Below are 19,080 nucleotides of genomic sequence, written 5' to 3'. Positions count from 1 at the left end.
CTCTATAGCTAGGATTGGCAATCATTATCATTTAGATTTGTATCCTATTCTCCTATGGCTACTCGTTCCGCACAAATCGTTGATCCTGTCATCTGGCTAGCCCCTCCTGGCGCCGGGCGTTCAACGCTTGCGGATTCCGTACGGGAAACCATCGCCGAGCATCGCGCTTACCTGCTCGATTTCATCAAGCTGGATGAACCCCATCCGCACCAGGCCATGACGCTGGCGCAGTGGTGTCGCCCGGCAGAGATGCACTCTTTGCTCGCGGTCTACTCCGATCATATCTATCGAAACCAGCCTAATCTCGCGCGAGAAAATAAACCGTTACTCTCCCTGTGGGCGCAATGGTACATCGGGCTGATGGTGCCTCCGCTGATGATAGCCCTGTTAACGCAGGACGCCGCGCTGGACCTTTCTCCGGAGCATTTTTTCGTCGAGTTTCATGAAACCGGCCGTGCGGCCTGCTTTTGGATTGACGTCCATGAGGATCGGAATACGACGGTACTGTCCGCGCAGGAGCGTATGGAAACGCTGGTGAAACAGGCGCTCATTCCAGTGGTAAATGCGCTGGAAGAGACTGGCGATATCAACGGGAAGCTTATCTGGAGTAATACCGGGTATCTCATTCACTGGTATCTGACAGAGATGAAAGCGGTGCTGGGCGATGAGACCGTCGAGGCGCTGCGTCAGTCCTGTTTCTTTGCCAAACAGCTTTCAGATGGCCAGGATAATCCGTTGTTCCGCACCGTGGTGCCGCGTGACGGATTACTGGTCCGTCGGACCTGCTGCCAGCGCTATCGCCTGCCGGATGTTCAGCAGTGTGGTGATTGTACGCTGAAATAATACCTATACAGGCTGCCCTCTTATAACGGGGGAAAATGCAAATACAAAAACGGCAACCGAAGTTGCCGTTTTGCTTTTTGATTAAGCCACCTGCTGGCTATCCTCTTCTGCATGCTGTGCTTCTTCGGCTTCCTGCTCCAGCAACTGCTTCTCGTACACTTTAAAGAACGGGTAGTAGATGATTGCCGAGACCAGCGCCAGCAGGATGACCAGCACCGCCGCACGGAAGTCCCAGCCCAACGCCCACGCAGCACCCACCGGGGCCGGAGCGGTCCACGGCACCACAGAAATCACACGTCCAATCAGATCCAGCTTCATGGCGGCCCATGCGAGCACCGCGTTCACCATCGGTGCCAGCAGGAATGGAATGAAGAACACAGGGTTCATCACGATTGGCGTACCGAAAATCACCGGTTCGTTAATGTTAAAGAAGCTTGGTACAACGCTTAAACGGCCAATGGAGCGCAGGTGTGCGGAACGGCTGCGCAGATAGCAGATCACCAGCCCCATCGTGGCGCCCGAGCCACCGATGACGATAAAGAAGGTCCAGAAGGCTTCCATAAAGATATGCGGCAGTGGCGCACCCTGAGCCAGCGCGGTCTGGTTCATGCCCAGGTTAGTCAGCCAGAACATCTGCAGCATGCCTGACACAATCGCAGCGCCGTGGATCCCGGCAAACCACAGCAGGTGACCAATTAACACAGCCAGCAGAATTGCAGGCAGAGAATCCGCCGCCGACACCAGCGGTTTAAAGATCGACATAATCGCCTGAGGGATCAGCATGTCGAACTGAGACTGAATAAACAGGCTCAGGGGATAAAGCGTAAGCACCACAACCAGCACCGGGATCAGCAGATCAAATGAGTTTTTGATCATCGGTGGCACCTGGTCCGGCAGACGAATGCCAATATTGTGTGCCTTCAGGAAACGCATCATCTCCACGCAGTACACGGCCACCAGAATCGCAGTAAAGATCCCGGTCCCGCCCAGGCTATCGACCGGCATCGCCCCTTTGGTTTTCGGTGCAGCAACCAGTAAAAATGCCATCAGCGACAGCATCGCGCACATGAACGGGTCGAGCTGATGCGACTTAACGTAGTGCTTACCCAGGTTGTAGGCGATAGCCGCACAGATGTAGATCGACATGATTCCCATGGTCATATCGAACGGGGTCAGGATCTGCCCTTCGAACTGCTTCGCCATATCCAGCCACGCACGGGCAAAGCCCCATGTGGTGTCCGGTGAGAAAGGCGGGTAAGCAAACACCAGCAAGAAGGAGCCGACAATCATAAAGGGCATCGCGGAAATAAATCCGTCACGAATCGCCATCACGTGGCGCTGGGAGGAGATACGCCCGGCGACGGGGCTGACATAGTTTTCAACGAACCGGAAAATAAGATTAAACGCAGCATGGTTGGCAGACATAGTGAGGCTCCTGTCAGACGTTCAGTTTGGACGCAGACGCGCCACACGGTGATCCATACATCATTGTCACCACCTTGCTGGTTCGTGTACCAGCGGTACCGCTCGGACAAATTGGTTTCATATTCGACTCTTATTATTGGATACAGGGGAAGTTACATCGTCAGTATTAATCTCTCCATCACACTCTGCAACCGGTTACTGTAACCGGTTTCCGTGAATGTGAAGGCGATCCAGAAAACGAGTGAACAGAATATTTGTTACCTAAGAGATATTTACAGAGCATAATTTCTTATGACAGATTACGCAGGATATTTGTCAGGAGATAACAATGAGTTTGCAGTCCGTACGGCAATTTTTTGCTGACAATGCCCCGGATATTGATGTCATCGAGCTTAGCCAAAGCACCGCAACGGTTGCACTGGCCGCAGCCGCCCATCATGTCGAGCCGGGACAGATAGCGAAAACCTTATCACTGAAGGTTAAAAACGAGGTGATTCTGGTGGTCGCAAAAGGCGATGCACGCCTGGATAACAAAAAACTGAAAAATGCATTTGGCGCGAAAGCGCGGATGCTGTGCAGTGACGAAGTGGTGACGCTAACCGGGCATCCCGTTGGTGGAGTTTGCCCCTTCGGCCTGGAGACTCCGCTGGCCGTTTACTGCGACGTTTCCCTTAAACAATATGAGGAAGTGCTTCCTGCGGCCGGGTCAATTCACAGCGCAGTGCGTATCGCGCCTGAGCGAATGGCTGAGCTTACATCGGCTAAATGGATTGATGTCTGCATCTGATCGCTGCGCCAGGTTCCTCTGGCGCAATGATGCACAATGAAAAGCACTACGCCGCCTTAACAGTCAGTTTCAGCTCACGCATGGGCAACTGCCCCAGAATATCTGCCGCATGCAGCAGCCCCACATCGGAACTCACCCCCAGCTTCACCATCACATTATATTTATGCGCGCGAACGGTTTTGATATTGCGTTTAAGCTGCTCCGCAATTTCGGGAATGGAAAGGCCCGCCGAAAGATGGCGCATAATCGCCCGCTCCATTGGGCTTAACATTCTGGACAAGCTTCCTTGCCAGTGGGCAAAGGCGTTGTTATTGACTCGCTCTGTTTCGCTTAACAGAATGATCAGCAGTTTTTGCAGCTCAGCCAGTGAGGCCGACTTACTGATTATTCCGTGAAGACGGGAAGGCGTCAGTTGACCAATCAATCTTGCCTCAACGTCGTCCGCTGCCAGAATAATGCGCTGTATACCACTGTGTGTCAGGGCCAGTTCTCGCAGTGACACCAGACAATTTCTTCGTTCTTCTCGCACATCTGAAAGCGAATAGATCACCGAGAAAAAAGGAGTCTGTGAAAGCGCAGCCTTGAAAGTGCTAAAGTTTTTAAACAGATGAAGGCGATAATCGCTAAATGGCGCGATGGCAAAGAGATGTTCAAGCCCCACGGCACTCATCGTGCATTGGTCTATGACAGCAATATCTCTTCCTGAGGCATTTGTTTCCATTCCTTTTGCTCTCCATAGGCTGAGATTAAGTTCAGCTCTCTCATTCCCTGTGTACTATTGATCCATGCGTACATTTCTGCATTTCCGTGCAGAGATAACCGACGCATCGCACTATTTTTTTGCGCACTGACGGTTTTATTGCTTTTTTTCAGTAATGTGGCGATTTGGTTTATTCCCCAGCCTTTTCCAAGCAGACGTAATACCTTACGTTCCGAGAGGGTCAGTATTACAGGGACTTTATACTCATTATCATCAACTCGCGGCTCAGGTGATAACAGCGTCTGACTTATCCGTTCGGAATACTCGCTCCCCGCGCGGATCGCGTTGATGACGCCTTCGATAGGTTCCATATCCGAAAGCAGTGTGCTTTCGGGGCGTATGAGCAACTCAACAGCGAGAGGGTAAAGAGGACGTGAGACCAGAAAAATCCAGTGGATATCCCGGTACTGACTTAATAACAGATAATAGTGTTCAAGCGCGCCGCGAGGGTTGACGTAATCACCTGAAATATCAGCAACCACGACGGATGCACGATTTAAATTCTGTAAAGTGAGATCGTCATGTGTGCGGCAAAAAGACACGTCATATTCTGGAAAATGGCTGGCCATGATGCCGCCCAGACCGGTTTGCATCACCGGGATTTTACTGATAACGATTACTGATTTTCCCTTCACTGGTGACATAGATTCTCCGAATCCTTTCTTCATCTAATTAATGATATTAAAATCACGGCTCAGACATGGGCATTATCCTGACCCTAAGTTATTAGTACAGGTTATATTAACGATAACAACTATAATCCTGACATTGTTAAATCCGAGGATAATATAATACAAAAATCAGAATAACATAATAGTCCTTGCGCAAAATATTAAACCCATCAAACTAAATTAATAAATTATATATATCATCAATTAGTATTCACGAAATGAATAAAAAACACCCCAGACCGCTCTGCGCCTGCCGTTGCATCCTGCCACTGATTGCACAAATGTTGATCTGACCCAGAGCCAGACAGGCCGCCGTTTGTGCTAAAAGTAAACATTCCAGACACTCTGGCAGTTCTCATTTTCAGGGCAACCCATGCAGGCAGATCAGTCGTCACAACGCGCCGCCACGCGACTATGCATACAGTGCGGTCTTTTCTTATTACAACACGGCGCAGAGAGCGCATTGGTCGAAGAGCTGTCGACCCGCCTGGGTCTGGCGCTGGGGATGCACAGCGTAGAAAGCTCTATCTCATCTAACGCCATCGTGCTGACCACCATAAAAGAGGGCCAGTGTCTGACGTCGACGCGCAAAAACCAGGATCGCGGAATCAATATGCACGTGGTCACCGAAGTGCAGCACATCGTCATCATGGCTGAACACAAGCTTCTGGACTTGCCCGGCGTTGAAAAACGGTTCAACCAGATTAAGCCGCTGCGCTACCCGCGCTGGTTAGTGGTGCTGATGGTGGGGCTGTCCTGCGCCTGCTTCTGCAAACTGAATAACGGCGGATGGGACGGCGCGGTGGTGACCTTTTTCGCCAGCGCCATCGCCATGTACGTGCGCCAGCTCCTGACGCAGCGCCATATGCATCCGCAGATTAACTTTTGTCTCACCGCCTTTGTCGCAACAACCGTCTCCGGTCTGCTGCTGCGCCTGCCTGTGTTTGTCAGCACTCCGAGCGTTGCCATGGCGGCCAGCGTCCTGCTGCTGGTACCGGGTTTTCCGCTGATCAACGCCGTCGCTGATATGTTTAAAGGGCACATCAATACGGGTCTGGCACGCTGGGCGATTGCGAGCCTGTTAACCCTCGCGACCTGCATCGGCGTGGTCATGGCCATGACACTCTGGGGGCTGCGCGGATGGGCATAATCGACTTTTTATTCGCTCTGGCACAAGACATGGCGCTGGCTGCCATTCCTGCCGTGGGCTTTGCGATGGTCTTTAACGTGCCGCAGCGCGCGCTGCCCTGGTGCGCCCTGCTGGGTGCTATCGGTCATGGTTCGCGAATGGTGATGATGACCGCCGGGTTTAACATCGAATGGTCAACGTTTATGGCCTCGATGCTGGTCGGCTGTATCGGCATTCAATGGTCGCGCTGGTATCTGGCGCACCCGAAAGTGTTCACCGTGGCGGCGGTGATCCCAATGTTCCCCGGCATATCCGCCTACACAGCGATGATCTCGGCGGTGAAGATCAGCCACTTCGGCTACAGCGAGCCGCAAATGATCCTGCTGTTGAGCAATTTCCTCAAAGCCTCGTCCATCGTCGGCGCGCTCTCCATCGGTCTGTCGATTCCCGGTTTATGGCTCTACAGAAAGCGCCCACGCGTTTGAATTTGTGTTCTCCCGCTGCCATGGCGATAATCCCTGCATTCTGTTTGGCGATGTAAGGAGTGGAAGTGGCTAACCCTGGCAGCGAATTCCCCGACCACCAAGATGATTCCAGCCTGAAGGACAAAATTTTTCAGAGCGCGATTACCCTGTTTGCCGAATACGGTCTGAACGGCGCGCGAATGGAGCAGATTGCCGAAAAAGCCGGCACCACCAAGCGCATGGTGGTTTATCACTATAAAAACAAAGAGAACCTCTATCTTCAGGCGCTGGAGTACGTTTACACCGAGATCCGCGCCAGCGAAAAACAGCTTAGTCTGTCAGGACTGCCGCCCGTTGAAGCGCTGGTCCATCTGGTTGAAGCGACCTTTGATTACCACGCCGATCACCCGGATTACATTCGTATTATCTGCATGGAGAACATGCAGCGTGGCCGCTTTATGCAGCAGTCCAGCTATCTGCGTCAGGTTAATCGCAGCGCGCTCGAACTGCTGGAAGCGATCCTGCAGCGTGGCAAAGAGAAGCAGCTGTTCAATCAGACCGTTGATGCGCGCGACCTGCACCGTTTGATCAGCAGCTTCAGTTTTCATTACGTCGCCAACAGCTATACCTTCACGCTGCTGTTTGAAGACGGCGCCGATGAGCAGGCCCAGCGCCAGCACTATCGCAAAATGGCCGTTCAGGTGGCCCTTCGCTATACCTGCCCATAAAATCGCTTGCAATTAAATCGTGCACTATCTATATTCATTTCATGAACGCGAAAACGAACGACACCACCGCTGCGCTGATGCTGGATAACCAGCTCTGTTTTGCCCTCTACTCGGCAAATCTGGCGCTCAATAAGCTGTACCGGCAACTGCTGGCACCGCTTAACCTGACCTACCCGCAGTATCTGGTGATGCTGATTCTGTGGGAGCAGGATGACATTACGGTGTCGGAGATTGGCGAACGTCTGTTCCTGGATTCCGCCACCCTCACCCCACTGCTGAAGCGTCTGGAAAGCGCTGGTCTGCTTGTCCGTCAGCGCTCGCGCCAGGACGAACGCCAGGTCGCCGTCACCTTAAGCGATGAAGGCCGCGCCCTCCAGCAGCAGGCGAAAAGTATTCCCCAGGCCGTGGGCTGTGCCGCACAATGCGATGCGGATTCCATGCTCGCTCTCAAGCAGCAGCTTGAGCAACTGCGCCAGCAGCTTCATCGCGCCTGAGGCTATAGTTAATAAGATTTTGTTTACCCATATATATCGCGCACTATTTAATAGCACGCATAACCGTAAGATGAGGAACCTGCCATGTCTTTAGAAAAAGTTGTTTATACCGCCAAAGCCAAAGCCACCGGAGGCCGTGATGGCCGTGCGACCTCTTCCGATGGCGTTCTGGATGTCAAACTGGGCGTACCGAAAGAGATGGGCGGTATGGGCGGCGAAGTCACCAACCCAGAGCAGCTGTTTGCGGCGGGCTACTCTGCCTGCTTCCTGGGCGCGATGAAATTTGTCTCTGCCCGTGACAAAATCGCGCTGCCGAAAGATGCGTTTATCGAAGGCGAAGTTGGCATTGGTCCACTGCCAACCGGTTTTGGTATCGAAGCCAAACTGAATATCCACGTGCCAGGTATGGACGAAGCCGAAGCCAAAAAGCTGGTCGACGCGGCGCATATCGTTTGCCCGTACTCTAACGCAACCCGCGGCAATATTGATGTGACGCTGAATATCATCGCCTGATAAGCCCCGTCGTATGCAGCCCCGGTGCGCACAGTGCCACCGGGGAAATCCCCCACCGTCCCCCCTTCTCTCTGTGCTACTATGACCCCATATCACGACGTCGTATCCCAGTAGAGAAAGTGTTATGTCATCCAGACTCCTGACCACCAGCGTCGCCGGAATCGATGCCTTTGTGCGCGATCCCCGTGGCATCTTAACCAAAGCCGATGGCGGTACTCTCGCCGTGTTTGCCGACAACGCGCCCGCGTTTTACGCCATCACGCCTGAACGCCTGGCACAGCTTTTGGATATTGAAGCGCGTCTGTCGCGCCCGGTCAGTGACGTCGCGTTAGATACACAATTCTTTGAAGAACCGACCAGTGCGCCGGTTGCCGTCCCGATGGGCAAATTTGCGATGTACTCTGGCTGGCAGCCGGATGCGGATTTCCAGCGCCAGGCCGCCCTGTGGGGTATCGCCCTGACGCAGACCGCCACGCCGGAAGAGCTGGCCGCGTTTGTCGCGTACTGGCAGGCCGAAGGCAAAGTGTTCCACCACGTGCAGTGGCAGCAGAAGCTCGCGCGCAGTATTCAGATCAACCGCGCCAGCAACGGCGGCCAGCCTAAGCGCGATATCAACACCATTTCCGAACCCGATAATCAGATCCCACCAGGATTCAGAGGATGATATGAAAAACGTCGGCGACCTGATGAAACGTCTGCAAAAAATGATGCCTGCCAACGTGAAGCCGGCCTTCACCTCGGGTGAAGAGCTGCTGGCCTGGCAAAAAGAGCAGGGAAAGATGCGCTCCGAAGCCCTGACGCGGGAAAACCGCGCTATGAAAATGCAGCGTACCTTCAACCGCTCCGGCATTCGTCCCCTGCATCAAAACTGTTCCTTCGATAACTATCGCGTGGAAAACGACGGTCAGATGATGGCCCTCGCCAAAGCACGCCAGTATGTCGAAGAGTTCGACGGCAGCATCGCCAGCTTTATCTTCAGCGGCAAACCGGGCACCGGTAAAAACCACCTTGCGGCGGCCATCTGCAATGAGCTGTTGCTGCGCGGAAAATCGGTTCTGATCATTACCGTCGCCGACATTATGTCGGCGATGAAAGACACCTTCAGCAACCGCGAAACCACGGAAGAGCAGCTGCTGAACGATCTGAGCAACGTCGATCTGCTGGTCATTGACGAAATCGGCGTCCAGACCGAATCCCGCTACGAAAAAGTGATCATCAATCAGATAGTTGACCGTCGCTCCTCGTCGAAGCGCCCGACCGGCATGCTCACCAACCATAAAGCGGAAGAGATGACCAAGCTGCTGGGTGAGCGCGTCATGGACCGCATGCGCCTCGGCAACAGCCTGTGGGTGAACTTCACCTGGGATAGCTACCGCGATCGCGTTACCGGCAAAGAGTATTAGGATATTTCCAGGAATGGCGCGCCTTTCACAGGTATATACTGAAGCCACTTCCAGCCCGATCAGGGCCTTTTAGAGTGCAATTTATGAAAAAAAATCTTCTTCTCAGCACAGCATTTAGCGTCGTTCTGCTCACCGGTACCGCCCACGCGGCCTCCTGGCAGGAGTCACTCTCCAGCGCAGCGAACGAACTGAGCAAAAGCAGCGGTAGCGCACAGAGCGGCGGGCTGTCTGCTTCGTCCCTCACCAGTCTGCTGGGCGGCAGCAATCAGAGCCTGAGCGCTGGCACCATGAACAACGCGGCCGGTATTCTGGGCTACTGCGCCAAGCAGAAGCTGGCATCGGTCACTGACACGCAGAACATCAAAAACCAGGTTTTAGATAAACTGGGGCTGGATACGCAAGAGCAGAAGCAGGACACCAACTATATGGATGGGATCCAGGGCCTGCTGAATGCCAAAGACGGCCAACAGCTGAACCTGAGCACCCTCGGTGACTCCGCGCTGGCGAAACAGGTGAAGACCAAAGCCTGCGATCTGGTGCTGAAACAAGGCGTTAATTTCCTCTCCTGATCCATCCCATTTTCTGCCACAACACGCCGCGATTGTTCCGTTACTCTGACAACGCGGCGCCAGACTCGTATTTTGCTCATTCTTTTACGTCTCAGCCCGCGTATAACGCGATGCGACGGCGATCAAAATTTCCACTTTCTAAACCAAATCCTAACAACAGCACATTTTAGTGACACTAGAATTGCAGCTATGTGACTTCGCCATTAAATTGTATCAACCAAAAAATAATCAGTTAGCCAGCTAAGCGACTGGCGCTATTGAGGATAAGCTGTTGTCAGAGTTTATTTCCCTTGCCCTGTTCCTGGCTTCCGTTGGCATCTATGCCTGGAAGGCCGGCCGCAACACCTGGTGGTTTATTGCCACATTACTGGTGTTGGGTATTTTTATTGTTTTAAACATTACCCTGTACGCCAGCGATTACTTTACCGGTGACGGCATTAACGACGCCGTGCTGTACACACTCACCAACAGTTTGACAGGCGCAGGAGTTAGTAAGTACATACTTCCGGGCGCAGGGCTGGTTCTGGCGCTGGTGGCGGTGTTTGGCACCCTCGGCTGGGTACTGCGTCGTCGCCGCCATCTTCCGCATCATATGGGTTATAGCCTGTTGGCCCTGGTGCTGGCGCTCGGTTCCGTCGATGCCAGCCCGGCCTTCCATCAGATTACAGAGCTGGTGAAATCCCAGTCCCGCGACGGCGATCCCGATTTCACGGCGTATTACAAAGAGCCGTCAAAAACCATCGCGCACCCGAAACTGAATCTGGTCTATATCTACGGCGAGAGCCTTGAGCGCACCTATTTCGATAACGACGCCTTCCCGAACCTGACCCCAGATCTCGGCCCGCTGAAAGACGAAGGGCTAGATTTCAGCCACACGGCGCAGTTGCCGGGCACCGATTACACCATCGCCGGGATGGTCGCCTCTCAGTGCGGCATTCCGCTGTTCGCGCCGTTCGAGGGTAACGCCTCCGCGTCGATGTCGAGCTTCTTCCCGCAGAATATTTGTCTCGGCGATATCCTCAAGAACTCCGGCTACGAAAACTACTTCATGCAGGGCGCCAACCTGCGCTTCGCCGGGAAAGACGTGTTCCTGAAATCCCACGGTTTCGATCACCTTTACGGTGCTGAAGAGTTAAAAACCACCGTCGCCGACCCGTCTTATCGCAATGACTGGGGCTTCTACGACGACACGGTGCTAGACGAAACCTGGAAGAAATTCGAGGAGCTGTCCAAATCCGGCAAACGCTTCTCGCTGTTTGCCTTAACCGTGGATACACACCACCCGGACGGCTTTATCTCGCGCACCTGCGAGCGCAAAAAATACGCGATCAACGGCAAGGACAATCAGTCGTTCAGCGCCGTGACCTGCAGCCAGGAACACATCGCCACCTTTATCAATAAAATCAAAACCTCGCCGTATTTCAAAAACACGGTGATCGTGGTCTCTTCCGACCATCTGGCGATGAAAAACACCGCGTGGGATGAGCTGAACAAGCAGGATCGAAGCAACCTGTTCTTTGTGATGCGCGGCGACCAGCCTCAGCAGGAGGTCATCGCCACGAAGCGTAACACCATGGATAACGGCGCAACGGTGCTGGATATTCTGGGCGGCGATAACTTCATCGGGCTGGGGCGCAGCACGCTCTCCGGCCAGTCGCTCTCTGAAGTCTTCCTCAATATGAAAGAGAAGATTCTGGCGTGGAAACCGGACGTGATCCGCCTGTGGAATTTCCCGAAAGAGATGAAAGATTTCACCATCGACCAGCAGAAAAACATGATTGCCTTCTCGGGTAGCCATTTCCGCCTGCCGCTGCTGCTGCGCGTCTCCGATAACCGCGTCGAACCGCTGCCGGAGAGCGAATACTCCGCGCCGCTGCGCTTCCAGCTGGCCGACTTCGCCCCGCGTGATAACTTCGTCTGGATCGATCGCTGCTACAAAATGGGCCAGCTGTGGTCCCAGCCGCTGTCGATTTCAACGGACTGGTGCGTGTCGCAAGGCCAGCTCGGCGGCGAACAAATCGTGCAGCGCGTCGATAAAGATCAGTGGAAAGGCAAAACCGCGTTCAAGGATACGGTAATTAACACTGACCGCTATCAGCGCAACGTGGATATGCTGAAAGTGGTCGATAACGATATTCGCTATAAAGCCGACAGCTTCGTGTTTAACGTGGCGGGAGCGCCGGAAGAGGTGAAGCAGTTTAGCGGTATTTCGCGCCCGGAATCCTGGGGACGCTGGTCAAACGCGCAGCTCGGCGATGAGGTGAAAATCGAATACGCCCAACCGCTGCCGGAGAAATTTGATCTGGTGATCACCGCGAAAGCCTTCGGCCCGAATGCCAACAAACCGATCCCGGTGCGTATCGGCGACAAAGAGCAGACGATAACCCTCGGCAACGAAGTGAGTACCACCACGCTGCATTTTGAGAACCCGTCGCGCAGCAATACGGTCGTGATCGTTCCGCCCGATCCGCAATCAACGAACGAGGGCAATATTCTCGGGCATTCGCCGCGCAAACTGGGGATTGGGATGGTCGAAATGAAAGTGGTACAGAACGCCGGTTAACGGCACATCTGCGTGCATGTCGGGTAAGCACAGCGCCACCCGACAACATCACAAATGCCTAAAGCGCCCCGCCTGAACAGGGCGCTTTTTTACATCAGAAGGTTTCCCAGTTTTCACTGGACGCGGTCGTCGCGGCAGCGGCTTTACGCCCCTTCGCCGAGATCACTGGCGTTTTCAGACCGGCGTTATCACGTGATTTCTGCTGCTCTTGCTGAATGCGGAAGACCGCCACAGCCTGCGTCAGACGGCTCGCCTGCTCTTCCAGCGCGGCGGCTGCCGCTGCGGACTCTTCCACCAGCGAGGCGTTCTGCTGCGTCACACGGTCCATCTCCGCCACAGCCAGGCCGACCTGGTCGATACCGCGGCTCTGCTCATCAGACGCAGAGGCGATTTCGCCCATAATGTCGGTCACGCGGGTCACCGCATTCACGATTTCACCCATCGTTTCACCGGCGCTTTCCACCAGAGTAGAACCCAGCTCAACGCGGCCTACGGAGTCTTCGATCAGGCTCTTGATTTCGCGAGCCGCCTGGGCGCTACGCTGTGCCAGGTTACGCACTTCACCTGCCACCACCGCAAATCCACGGCCCTGCTCACCTGCACGCGCAGCTTCGACGGCGGCGTTCAGCGCCAGGATGTTGGTCTGGAAGGCAATACCGTCGATCACGCTGATAATGTCAGCGATTTTCTGCGAACTGCCGGCGATGTCACGCATGGTTTGCACCACGTTATCCACCACTTTCCCGCCTTTCTGCGCGGTCTCGGACGCACTCAGCGCCAGATTGCTCGCCTGACGGGCGTTTTCGGCGTTCTGCTTCACGGTAGCGGTCAGCTGTTCCATGCTGGCAGCGGTCTCTTCGAGAGACGCAGCCTGCTGCTCGGTACGGGAAGAGAGGTCGTTGTTGCCGACAGAGATTTCGCTCGCGCCGCTGTAAATCGCATTCGCGCCGTTACGCACGTCGCCCACGGTGCTCACCAGCTCGCTCTGCATATGACGCAGGGTATCGGCCAGCTGTCCCATCTCGTTGGTGCCTTCGACGTCAATGCGCTTCACCAGATCGCCACTGGCGATATGACGGATGCTGTCGATCAGACGATTCAAAGGCGAGATCAAGGATTGCTTGATGCCCAGCCAGACGCCGACGATCACCACCAGCACCGCGATCAGCACGCTGATCAGCACCCAGATCGCCTGAGTGTAAGAGCTGTTGCTGTCATCCACGGCGGTCTGATACAGATGATCGTTTTGCTGCAGGTAGTTCACATACTGCTTCTCAAAACCATCCTGATAGCTCTGGGTCGGCTGATCGAAGAAGTCATTGATCTTACCTGCGCCCAGCAGCTGAATCAGCTCGGCCAGCGCACCGTGATAGATATCATAGTTACGCTTGATCTCCATCGCGGCAGCGTCGCTCTGACGCGGATCGCGCGGCAGTGCTTCGTAGTCGGCCCAGTTTTTCTCCGCCTGCTTCAGGGAAGCGGACGCAATCTGCATCAGCTCTGCAACGGTCGCGCCGCTGCCGATATTGCTCTGATCCATCATGTAGCGAATACCCGCGCGGTTCAGGGTATTACGGGTTTGCAGCAACGCGACCCAGCTGCCGTTCAGCGTGGATTGTTGCTGGCGAATAGTTTGTAGGACAGTGAAGTTTTCTTTGTCATGCTTCAGGGCATTAAAGAAAAGACCACCGGATGTCAGTTGTAACAGGCCAAAAATAGCCAAAACCAGCAACAAGCTGGTGACAATCTTGATACGATTTAACATGTTTTCTCTTTCCATCAGACAGATAACAGAATTTTCGGCCTGGTTAGGGAAAACTTTACGAAAATCGTGTTGATGATTTGAACATTTACGGATGATTTCGCAAAAAACTATTAATGTTTATCCTAAATCGCGCCGTTATATATTCCATAAGATAAATTTTATCTCTGTCGCACTGACATATTCTGTCAGTGACATCCTTATTCTTCAGAGATCCTCACCGCACTAAACGGGAATATAATATGACAACTCCAGCCCGCAGCCGCTCTGCTGAACGACTCGTCGATATTCTTATGGAGCTGCATTTAAACGGCGTCGTTAACCGCAGCGATCTGATGCAAAAATATAAAATAACCGAACGTACGGTATATCGGGATCTGAATGCACTGTCGCCGATTGTTCAGCACACGGGAAATGGTCTGTATCGCCTGATTCACGCCCAGCAAAATCCCAGCGGGCAAGGGCTGCACAACGCTGTCGCTAACTTTTTGAATGCTGACAGTTATTTCCCTGTCAGAGGCACCGCGTTCTGGCAGAGTCTGGAGGCGCGCGTGGAAGAGAATCATATTCTGATCCTCAACAATGACGCTGAACACTCGGTTCAGAATGATATTCGTCGTCATCTCACTGCAATTGAAAAATCGATAAAAGAGCGTCACGTTTGCCAGATAGTTTATAAAAACAAAACCCGGCTCATTAATCCATACAAATTAATTAACAAAAAAAATATATGGTATTTACAAGCTACGGAAAATGGCAGGCTGAAATCCTTTTCATTAAGCCAGATCAGTTGGCTGGATATTCAAAAAGAGACCTTTTCGCTGGATAGCGATACGGCTGAATTACTGGAAAAAAATCTCGACCCGTGGGTGAGTGAAGAGACCTTCGAGGTAAAAGTGTTTACCAACAATCGTATCTCGCACTACTTCACGCGCCGGGACCTGTTGCCGGAGCAGGAGGTGGTCGCAGAAAGCGACGACGGGGTGACGATCCGCTGTCAGGCGGCACATGAAAATCAGATCCTGCCGCTCATCTTCTACTGGCTGCCAAACATTCAGGTGCTGGAGCCTCAATGGCTGCGGGACAAACTCTTCGACACGCTCGAAGGTTATATGACAAATGCTACCGCCGACGCCCTCGAATAAACGATGTGATCTCAATCACATAAACCAGACCACTGGTGGCGAGCCTTAACCACTCGCCCCGGTCTTTGACCGCTTAACCACCGCAATCAACCACTCACCCATTTACCTTCCTTTACACGCGCGACGATCTGGCAAGATCGCCTCAGCATTAATCAATACCTCCTCAAAACAAACTCAGGCCCTTTTTCCAGCTAAAAAACCAGGTCTAACTATGGATACGAAAAAACTACTTAAGCACGTACCCTGGGCGCTCCTCGGGATCCTCGGTGCTTTCTGTCTGGCGGTTGTCGCATTACGCCGGGGCGAACACGTAAGCGCCCTGTGGATCGTGGTCGCGTCGGTTTCCGTCTATCTGGTAGCGTACCGCTACTACAGTCTTTACATCGCGCAGAAGGTCATGAAACTCGACCCGACGCGTTCCACGCCGGCGGTCATTAACAATGACGGCCTGAACTACGTCCCTACCAACCGCTATGTGCTGTTTGGTCACCACTTTGCCGCGATTGCCGGTGCAGGCCCGCTGGTTGGGCCGGTGCTTGCCGCGCAGATGGGTTACCTGCCGGGTACCCTGTGGCTGCTTGCCGGCGTGGTTCTGGCAGGCGCGGTGCAGGACTTCATGGTGCTGTTCATCTCGACCCGCCGTAACGGGGCCTCTCTGGGTGAGATGATTAAAGAAGAGATGGGCCGCGTGCCGGGCACCATTGCCCTGTTTGGCTGCTTCCTGATCATGATCATCATCCTTGCGGTGTTGGCGCTGATCGTGGTGAAAGCCCTGGCAGAAAGTCCATGGGGTGTGTTCACCGTCTGCTCGACCGTACCGATTGCGCTGTTCATGGGTATCTACATGCGCTTTATCCGTCCGGGCCGTGTCGGTGAAGTATCCGTGATTGGTATCGTGCTGCTGGTGGCGTCCATTTACTTCGGCGGTATCATCGCTCACGACCCGTACTGGGGCCCGGCGCTGACCTTCAAAGACACCACCATTACCTTCGCATTGATCGGCTACGCGTTTATCTCCGCCCTGCTGCCGGTCTGGCTGATTCTGGCCCCGCGTGACTACCTGGCGACGTTCCTGAAAATCGGTGTCATCGTCGGTCTGGCGATCGGTATCGTGATCATCAACCCGGAACTGAAAATGCCAGCCGTGACCCAGTACATTGACGGTACCGGTCCACTGTGGAAAGGCGCGCTGTTCCCGTTCCTGTTTATCACCATCGCCTGTGGCGCCGTCTCTGGCTTCCACGCCCTGATTGCCTCCGGCACCACGCCGAAGCTGATGGCCAACGAAACCGACGCGCGCTTTATCGGTTACGGTGCAATGCTGATGGAATCCTTCGTGGCGATCATGGCACTGGTTGCAGCGTCCATCATCGAGCCAGGTCTGTACTTCGCGATGAACACTCCGCCTGCGGGCCTTGGCATCACCATGCCAAACCTGCATGAGATGGGTGGTGACAACGCAGCGCTGATTATGGCGCAGCTGAAAGACGCCAGCGCACACGCGGCGGCGACCGTCAGCTCCTGGGGCTTTGTGATCTCGCCTGAGCAAATCATGCAGACCGCAAAAGACATCGGTGAGCCATCGATTCTGAACCGTGCCGGTGGCGCACCCACCCTGGCCGTTGGTATCGCACACGTGTTCCACAAAGTGCTGCCGTGGGCTGACATGGGCTTCTGGTATCACTTCGGTATTCTGTTCGAAGCGCTGTTCATCCTGACCGCGCTGGACGCCGGTACCCGTGCGGGCCGCTTCATGCTCCAGGACTTGCTCGGTAACTTCGTGCCATTCCTGAAGAAAACCGACTCTCTGGTGGCGGGCGTTCTGGGCACCGCGGGCTGTGTGGGCCTGTGGGGTTACCTGCTGTATCAGGGCGTCGTTGACCCGCTTGGCGGCGTGAAGAGCCTGTGGCCGCTGTTCGGTATCTCTAACCAGATGCTGGCTGCCGTGGCGCTGGTCCTGGGTACCGTGGTGCTGGTGAAGATGAAACGCACCAAATACATCTGGGTGACGGTCGTTCCGGCGCTGTGGCTGCTTCTGTGCACCACCTGGGCGCTGGGTCTGAAACTGTTCAGCACCAACCCGCAGCTGGAAGGCTTCCTGTTTATGGCTAACCAGTACAAAGCGAAAATTGCCGCAGGCGGCGGTGACCTGACTGCACAGCAGATTGCCAACATGAACCATATCGTGGTGAACAACTACACCAACGCCGGTTTAAGCATTCTGTTCCTGGTCGTGGTCTATAGCATCATCTTCTATGGCATCAAAACCTGGATGAAAGTGCGTAACGCCGAAGGGCGTACGGATAAAGAAACCCCGTATGTGCCTGTACCGGAAGGCGGCGTGAAGACCTCTTCACACCACTAAAACCCTGGCGGGTGGCGACTACGCTAACCCGCCCTACGCAATACCTGTAAGCCCGGCAAGCGTAGCGTCGCCGGGCTTTTTCTATCTGGATGGCACAATGTTTGGTAACTTAGGCGAAGCAAAAAAATACCTCGGTCAGGCGGCGAAAATGCTGATTGGCATTCCGGACTATGACAACTACGTTGAACATATGCAGACCAACCATCCGGATAAACCGTACATGACCTACACAGAATTCTTCCGCGAGCGCCAGCAAGCGCGCTACGGCGGCGATGGCAAAGGCGGCGTACGCTGTTGCTAAAGGAGAGAACATGACCCCCATTGCAGTCACCCTGTTAACCGGCTTTCTCGGCGCGGGCAAAACCACCCTGCTGCGCCACATCCTTAACGAACAGCACGGCTTTAAAATTGCGGTGATCGAAAACGAATTCGGCGAAGTCTCTGTTGACGACCAGCTGATAGGCGATCGCGCCACCCAGATCAAAACCCTGACCAATGGCTGCATCTGCTGCACCCGTTCAAACGAGCTGGAAGACGCTCTGCTCGATCTGCTCGACAGCCGCGATCGCGGCGATATCGCCTTCGACCGCCTGGTGATCGAATGCACCGGCATGGCCGACCCCGGCCCAATTATCCAGACCTTTTTCTCCCATGAGATCCTCTGCCAGCGCTACCAGCTGGACGGCGTGATTGCGCTAGTGGATGCGGTCCATGCCGACGAGCAGATGAACCAGTTCACCATCGCCCAGTCGCAGGTGGGTTACGCAGACCGCATTCTACTGACCAAAACCGACGTGGCTGGCGACGCCGAAAAACTGCGTGAACGCTTGACGCGCATCAACGCCCGCGCGCCGATTTATACGGTGGTTCACGGCGATATCGACCTGGCGCAGCTGTTCAACACCAACGGCTTTATGCTGGAGGAGAACGTCACCTCAAAACCACGCTTCCACTTTATCGGCGATAAGCAGAACGACGTCACCTCCATCGTGGTCGAGCTGGATTATCCGGTCGATATCAGCGCCGTGTCCCGCGTGATGGAAAATCTGCTGCTGTCGTTTGCCGACAAACTGCTGCGCTACAAAGGGATGCTGTGGATTGACGGCGAGCCAAACCGCCTGCTGTTCCAGGGCGTTCAGCGCCTCTACAGCGCCGACTGGGACCGTCCGTGGGGTGATGAAACGCCGCACAGCACCATGGTCTTTATCGGGATTCAGCTGCCCGAAGAGGAAATCCGGGCGGCGTTTGCTTCACTCAAGCCCTGATCGCAGGAAACATAACCGCCCTTATCGGGCGGTTATGGCAAATATCGCGTAATGTCGATTAGAGAAATGTAATTTTTCGTCATTTACAAAGTTTTTTTGAAATAATGATAATCCTCATTAATTCACTTCTCATCATTATTTCCGCGATATTCAGGCTTTGTTTAGCTGATAAATAAAACGAAGTCTAAACACGA

Annotated in this window: 19 protein-coding genes; 15 read left to right on the top strand and 4 right to left on the bottom strand. The window is 54.1% G+C overall.

The window, feature by feature from the left end; genetic code table 11:
• Window positions 1–54 precede the first annotated feature (54 nt).
• Window positions 55–843 carry a siderophore-iron reductase FhuF gene (gene fhuF / locus C0560_RS03235; protein ID WP_181827298.1) on the top strand — a complete coding sequence of 263 codons (789 nt, stop codon included), beginning with the start codon at window positions 55–57 and terminating at the stop codon, window positions 841–843.
• 81 nt (window positions 844–924) lie between these two features.
• On the opposite strand, the gene C0560_RS03230 is transcribed toward fhuF, so the two are convergent.
• A complete protein-coding gene (locus C0560_RS03230) occupies window positions 925–2,268 on the bottom strand; it encodes a PTS sugar transporter subunit IIC (protein WP_123429532.1) in 1,344 nt (447 codons plus the stop codon).
• A gap of 328 nt (window positions 2,269–2,596) precedes the next feature.
• Between C0560_RS03230 and C0560_RS03225 the strand changes: the two genes are divergently transcribed.
• Window positions 2,597–3,055 (top strand): YbaK/EbsC family protein, encoded by a 459-nt coding sequence (locus tag C0560_RS03225; RefSeq protein WP_100777748.1) that lies wholly within the window; start codon window positions 2,597–2,599, stop codon window positions 3,053–3,055.
• Between the two features lie 46 nt (window positions 3,056–3,101).
• On the opposite strand, the gene bglJ is transcribed toward C0560_RS03225, so the two are convergent.
• The gene (gene bglJ / locus C0560_RS03220) at window positions 3,102–3,725 is read right to left on the bottom strand and encodes a DNA-binding transcriptional activator BglJ (RefSeq protein ID WP_123429533.1); all 624 of its coding nucleotides are present in this window, start codon (window positions 3,723–3,725) and stop codon (window positions 3,102–3,104) included.
• Window positions 3,726–3,736: 11 nt separating this feature from the next.
• Window positions 3,737–4,459 carry a response regulator transcription factor gene (locus tag C0560_RS03215; RefSeq protein WP_123429534.1) on the bottom strand — a complete coding sequence of 241 codons (723 nt, stop codon included), beginning with the start codon at window positions 4,457–4,459 and terminating at the stop codon, window positions 3,737–3,739.
• A gap of 400 nt (window positions 4,460–4,859) precedes the next feature.
• Here C0560_RS03215 and C0560_RS03210 point away from each other — a divergent pair, with 400 nt between their 5' ends.
• The 9 genes from C0560_RS03210 (at window position 4,860) to opgB (ending at window position 12,349) form a co-directional block, all read left to right on the top strand.
• A complete protein-coding gene (locus tag C0560_RS03210; protein WP_123429535.1) occupies window positions 4,860–5,636 on the top strand; it encodes a threonine/serine exporter ThrE family protein in 777 nt (258 codons plus the stop codon).
• The gene (locus C0560_RS03205; RefSeq protein WP_100777752.1) at window positions 5,627–6,100 is read left to right on the top strand and encodes a threonine/serine exporter; all 474 of its coding nucleotides are present in this window, start codon (window positions 5,627–5,629) and stop codon (window positions 6,098–6,100) included. The genes C0560_RS03210 and C0560_RS03205 overlap by 10 nt, the downstream gene beginning before the upstream one ends.
• Before the next feature lie 65 nt (window positions 6,101–6,165).
• Window positions 6,166–6,807 (top strand): TetR family transcriptional regulator, encoded by a 642-nt coding sequence (locus C0560_RS03200; protein ID WP_102104535.1) that lies wholly within the window; start codon window positions 6,166–6,168, stop codon window positions 6,805–6,807.
• Between the two features lie 41 nt (window positions 6,808–6,848).
• On the top strand, window positions 6,849–7,301 hold the full coding sequence (locus tag C0560_RS03195) for a MarR family winged helix-turn-helix transcriptional regulator (protein WP_100777754.1): 453 nt from the start codon (window positions 6,849–6,851) through the stop codon (window positions 7,299–7,301).
• An 84-nt stretch (window positions 7,302–7,385) separates the two neighbouring features.
• Window positions 7,386–7,814 carry an organic hydroperoxide resistance protein gene (locus C0560_RS03190; RefSeq protein WP_100777755.1) on the top strand — a complete coding sequence of 143 codons (429 nt, stop codon included), beginning with the start codon at window positions 7,386–7,388 and terminating at the stop codon, window positions 7,812–7,814.
• A 124-nt stretch (window positions 7,815–7,938) separates the two neighbouring features.
• Complete coding sequence (gene dnaT / locus C0560_RS03185) at window positions 7,939–8,478, top strand: primosomal protein DnaT (protein WP_100777756.1); 540 nt, start codon at window positions 7,939–7,941, stop codon at window positions 8,476–8,478.
• Window position 8,479: 1 nt separating this feature from the next.
• Entirely contained in the window at window positions 8,480–9,217 is a 738-nt protein-coding gene (gene dnaC / locus C0560_RS03180) for a DNA replication protein DnaC (protein ID WP_100777757.1), read from the top strand.
• Window positions 9,218–9,300: 83 nt separating this feature from the next.
• On the top strand, window positions 9,301–9,786 hold the full coding sequence (locus C0560_RS03175) for a DUF2501 domain-containing protein (protein ID WP_181827296.1): 486 nt from the start codon (window positions 9,301–9,303) through the stop codon (window positions 9,784–9,786).
• A gap of 271 nt (window positions 9,787–10,057) precedes the next feature.
• A complete protein-coding gene (gene opgB, locus C0560_RS03170; RefSeq protein ID WP_248859622.1) occupies window positions 10,058–12,349 on the top strand; it encodes a phosphatidylglycerol--membrane-oligosaccharide glycerophosphotransferase in 2,292 nt (763 codons plus the stop codon).
• A gap of 94 nt (window positions 12,350–12,443) precedes the next feature.
• On the opposite strand, the gene tsr is transcribed toward opgB, so the two are convergent.
• Entirely contained in the window at window positions 12,444–14,114 is a 1,671-nt protein-coding gene (gene tsr / locus C0560_RS03165) for a methyl-accepting chemotaxis protein (protein WP_102104533.1), read from the bottom strand.
• Window positions 14,115–14,353: 239 nt separating this feature from the next.
• Between tsr and C0560_RS03160 the strand changes: the two genes are divergently transcribed.
• The 4 genes from C0560_RS03160 (at window position 14,354) to yjiA (ending at window position 18,886) form a co-directional block, all read left to right on the top strand.
• The gene (locus tag C0560_RS03160; RefSeq protein WP_248860252.1) at window positions 14,354–15,256 is read left to right on the top strand and encodes a YafY family protein; all 903 of its coding nucleotides are present in this window, start codon (window positions 14,354–14,356) and stop codon (window positions 15,254–15,256) included.
• Window positions 15,257–15,467: 211 nt separating this feature from the next.
• On the top strand, window positions 15,468–17,621 hold the full coding sequence (locus tag C0560_RS03155) for a carbon starvation CstA family protein (protein WP_100777761.1): 2,154 nt from the start codon (window positions 15,468–15,470) through the stop codon (window positions 17,619–17,621).
• Window positions 17,622–17,718: 97 nt separating this feature from the next.
• Window positions 17,719–17,922, top strand: coding sequence for a YbdD/YjiX family protein (locus tag C0560_RS03150; RefSeq protein WP_100777762.1), 204 nt, complete (start codon window positions 17,719–17,721; stop codon window positions 17,920–17,922).
• Window positions 17,923–17,932: 10 nt separating this feature from the next.
• Complete coding sequence (gene yjiA, locus C0560_RS03145; RefSeq protein ID WP_102104531.1) at window positions 17,933–18,886, top strand: GTPase; 954 nt, start codon at window positions 17,933–17,935, stop codon at window positions 18,884–18,886.
• The last annotated feature ends 194 nt before the right edge of the window (window positions 18,887–19,080 follow it).

Source organism: Lelliottia sp. AC1, from assembly GCF_023278595.1.
GTDB classification, from domain to species: Bacteria; Pseudomonadota; Gammaproteobacteria; order Enterobacterales; family Enterobacteriaceae; genus Enterobacter; species Enterobacter nimipressuralis.
Note: the sequence above shows the minus strand (reverse complement) of the source record. Positions and strands in the feature narration are given on the sequence as shown.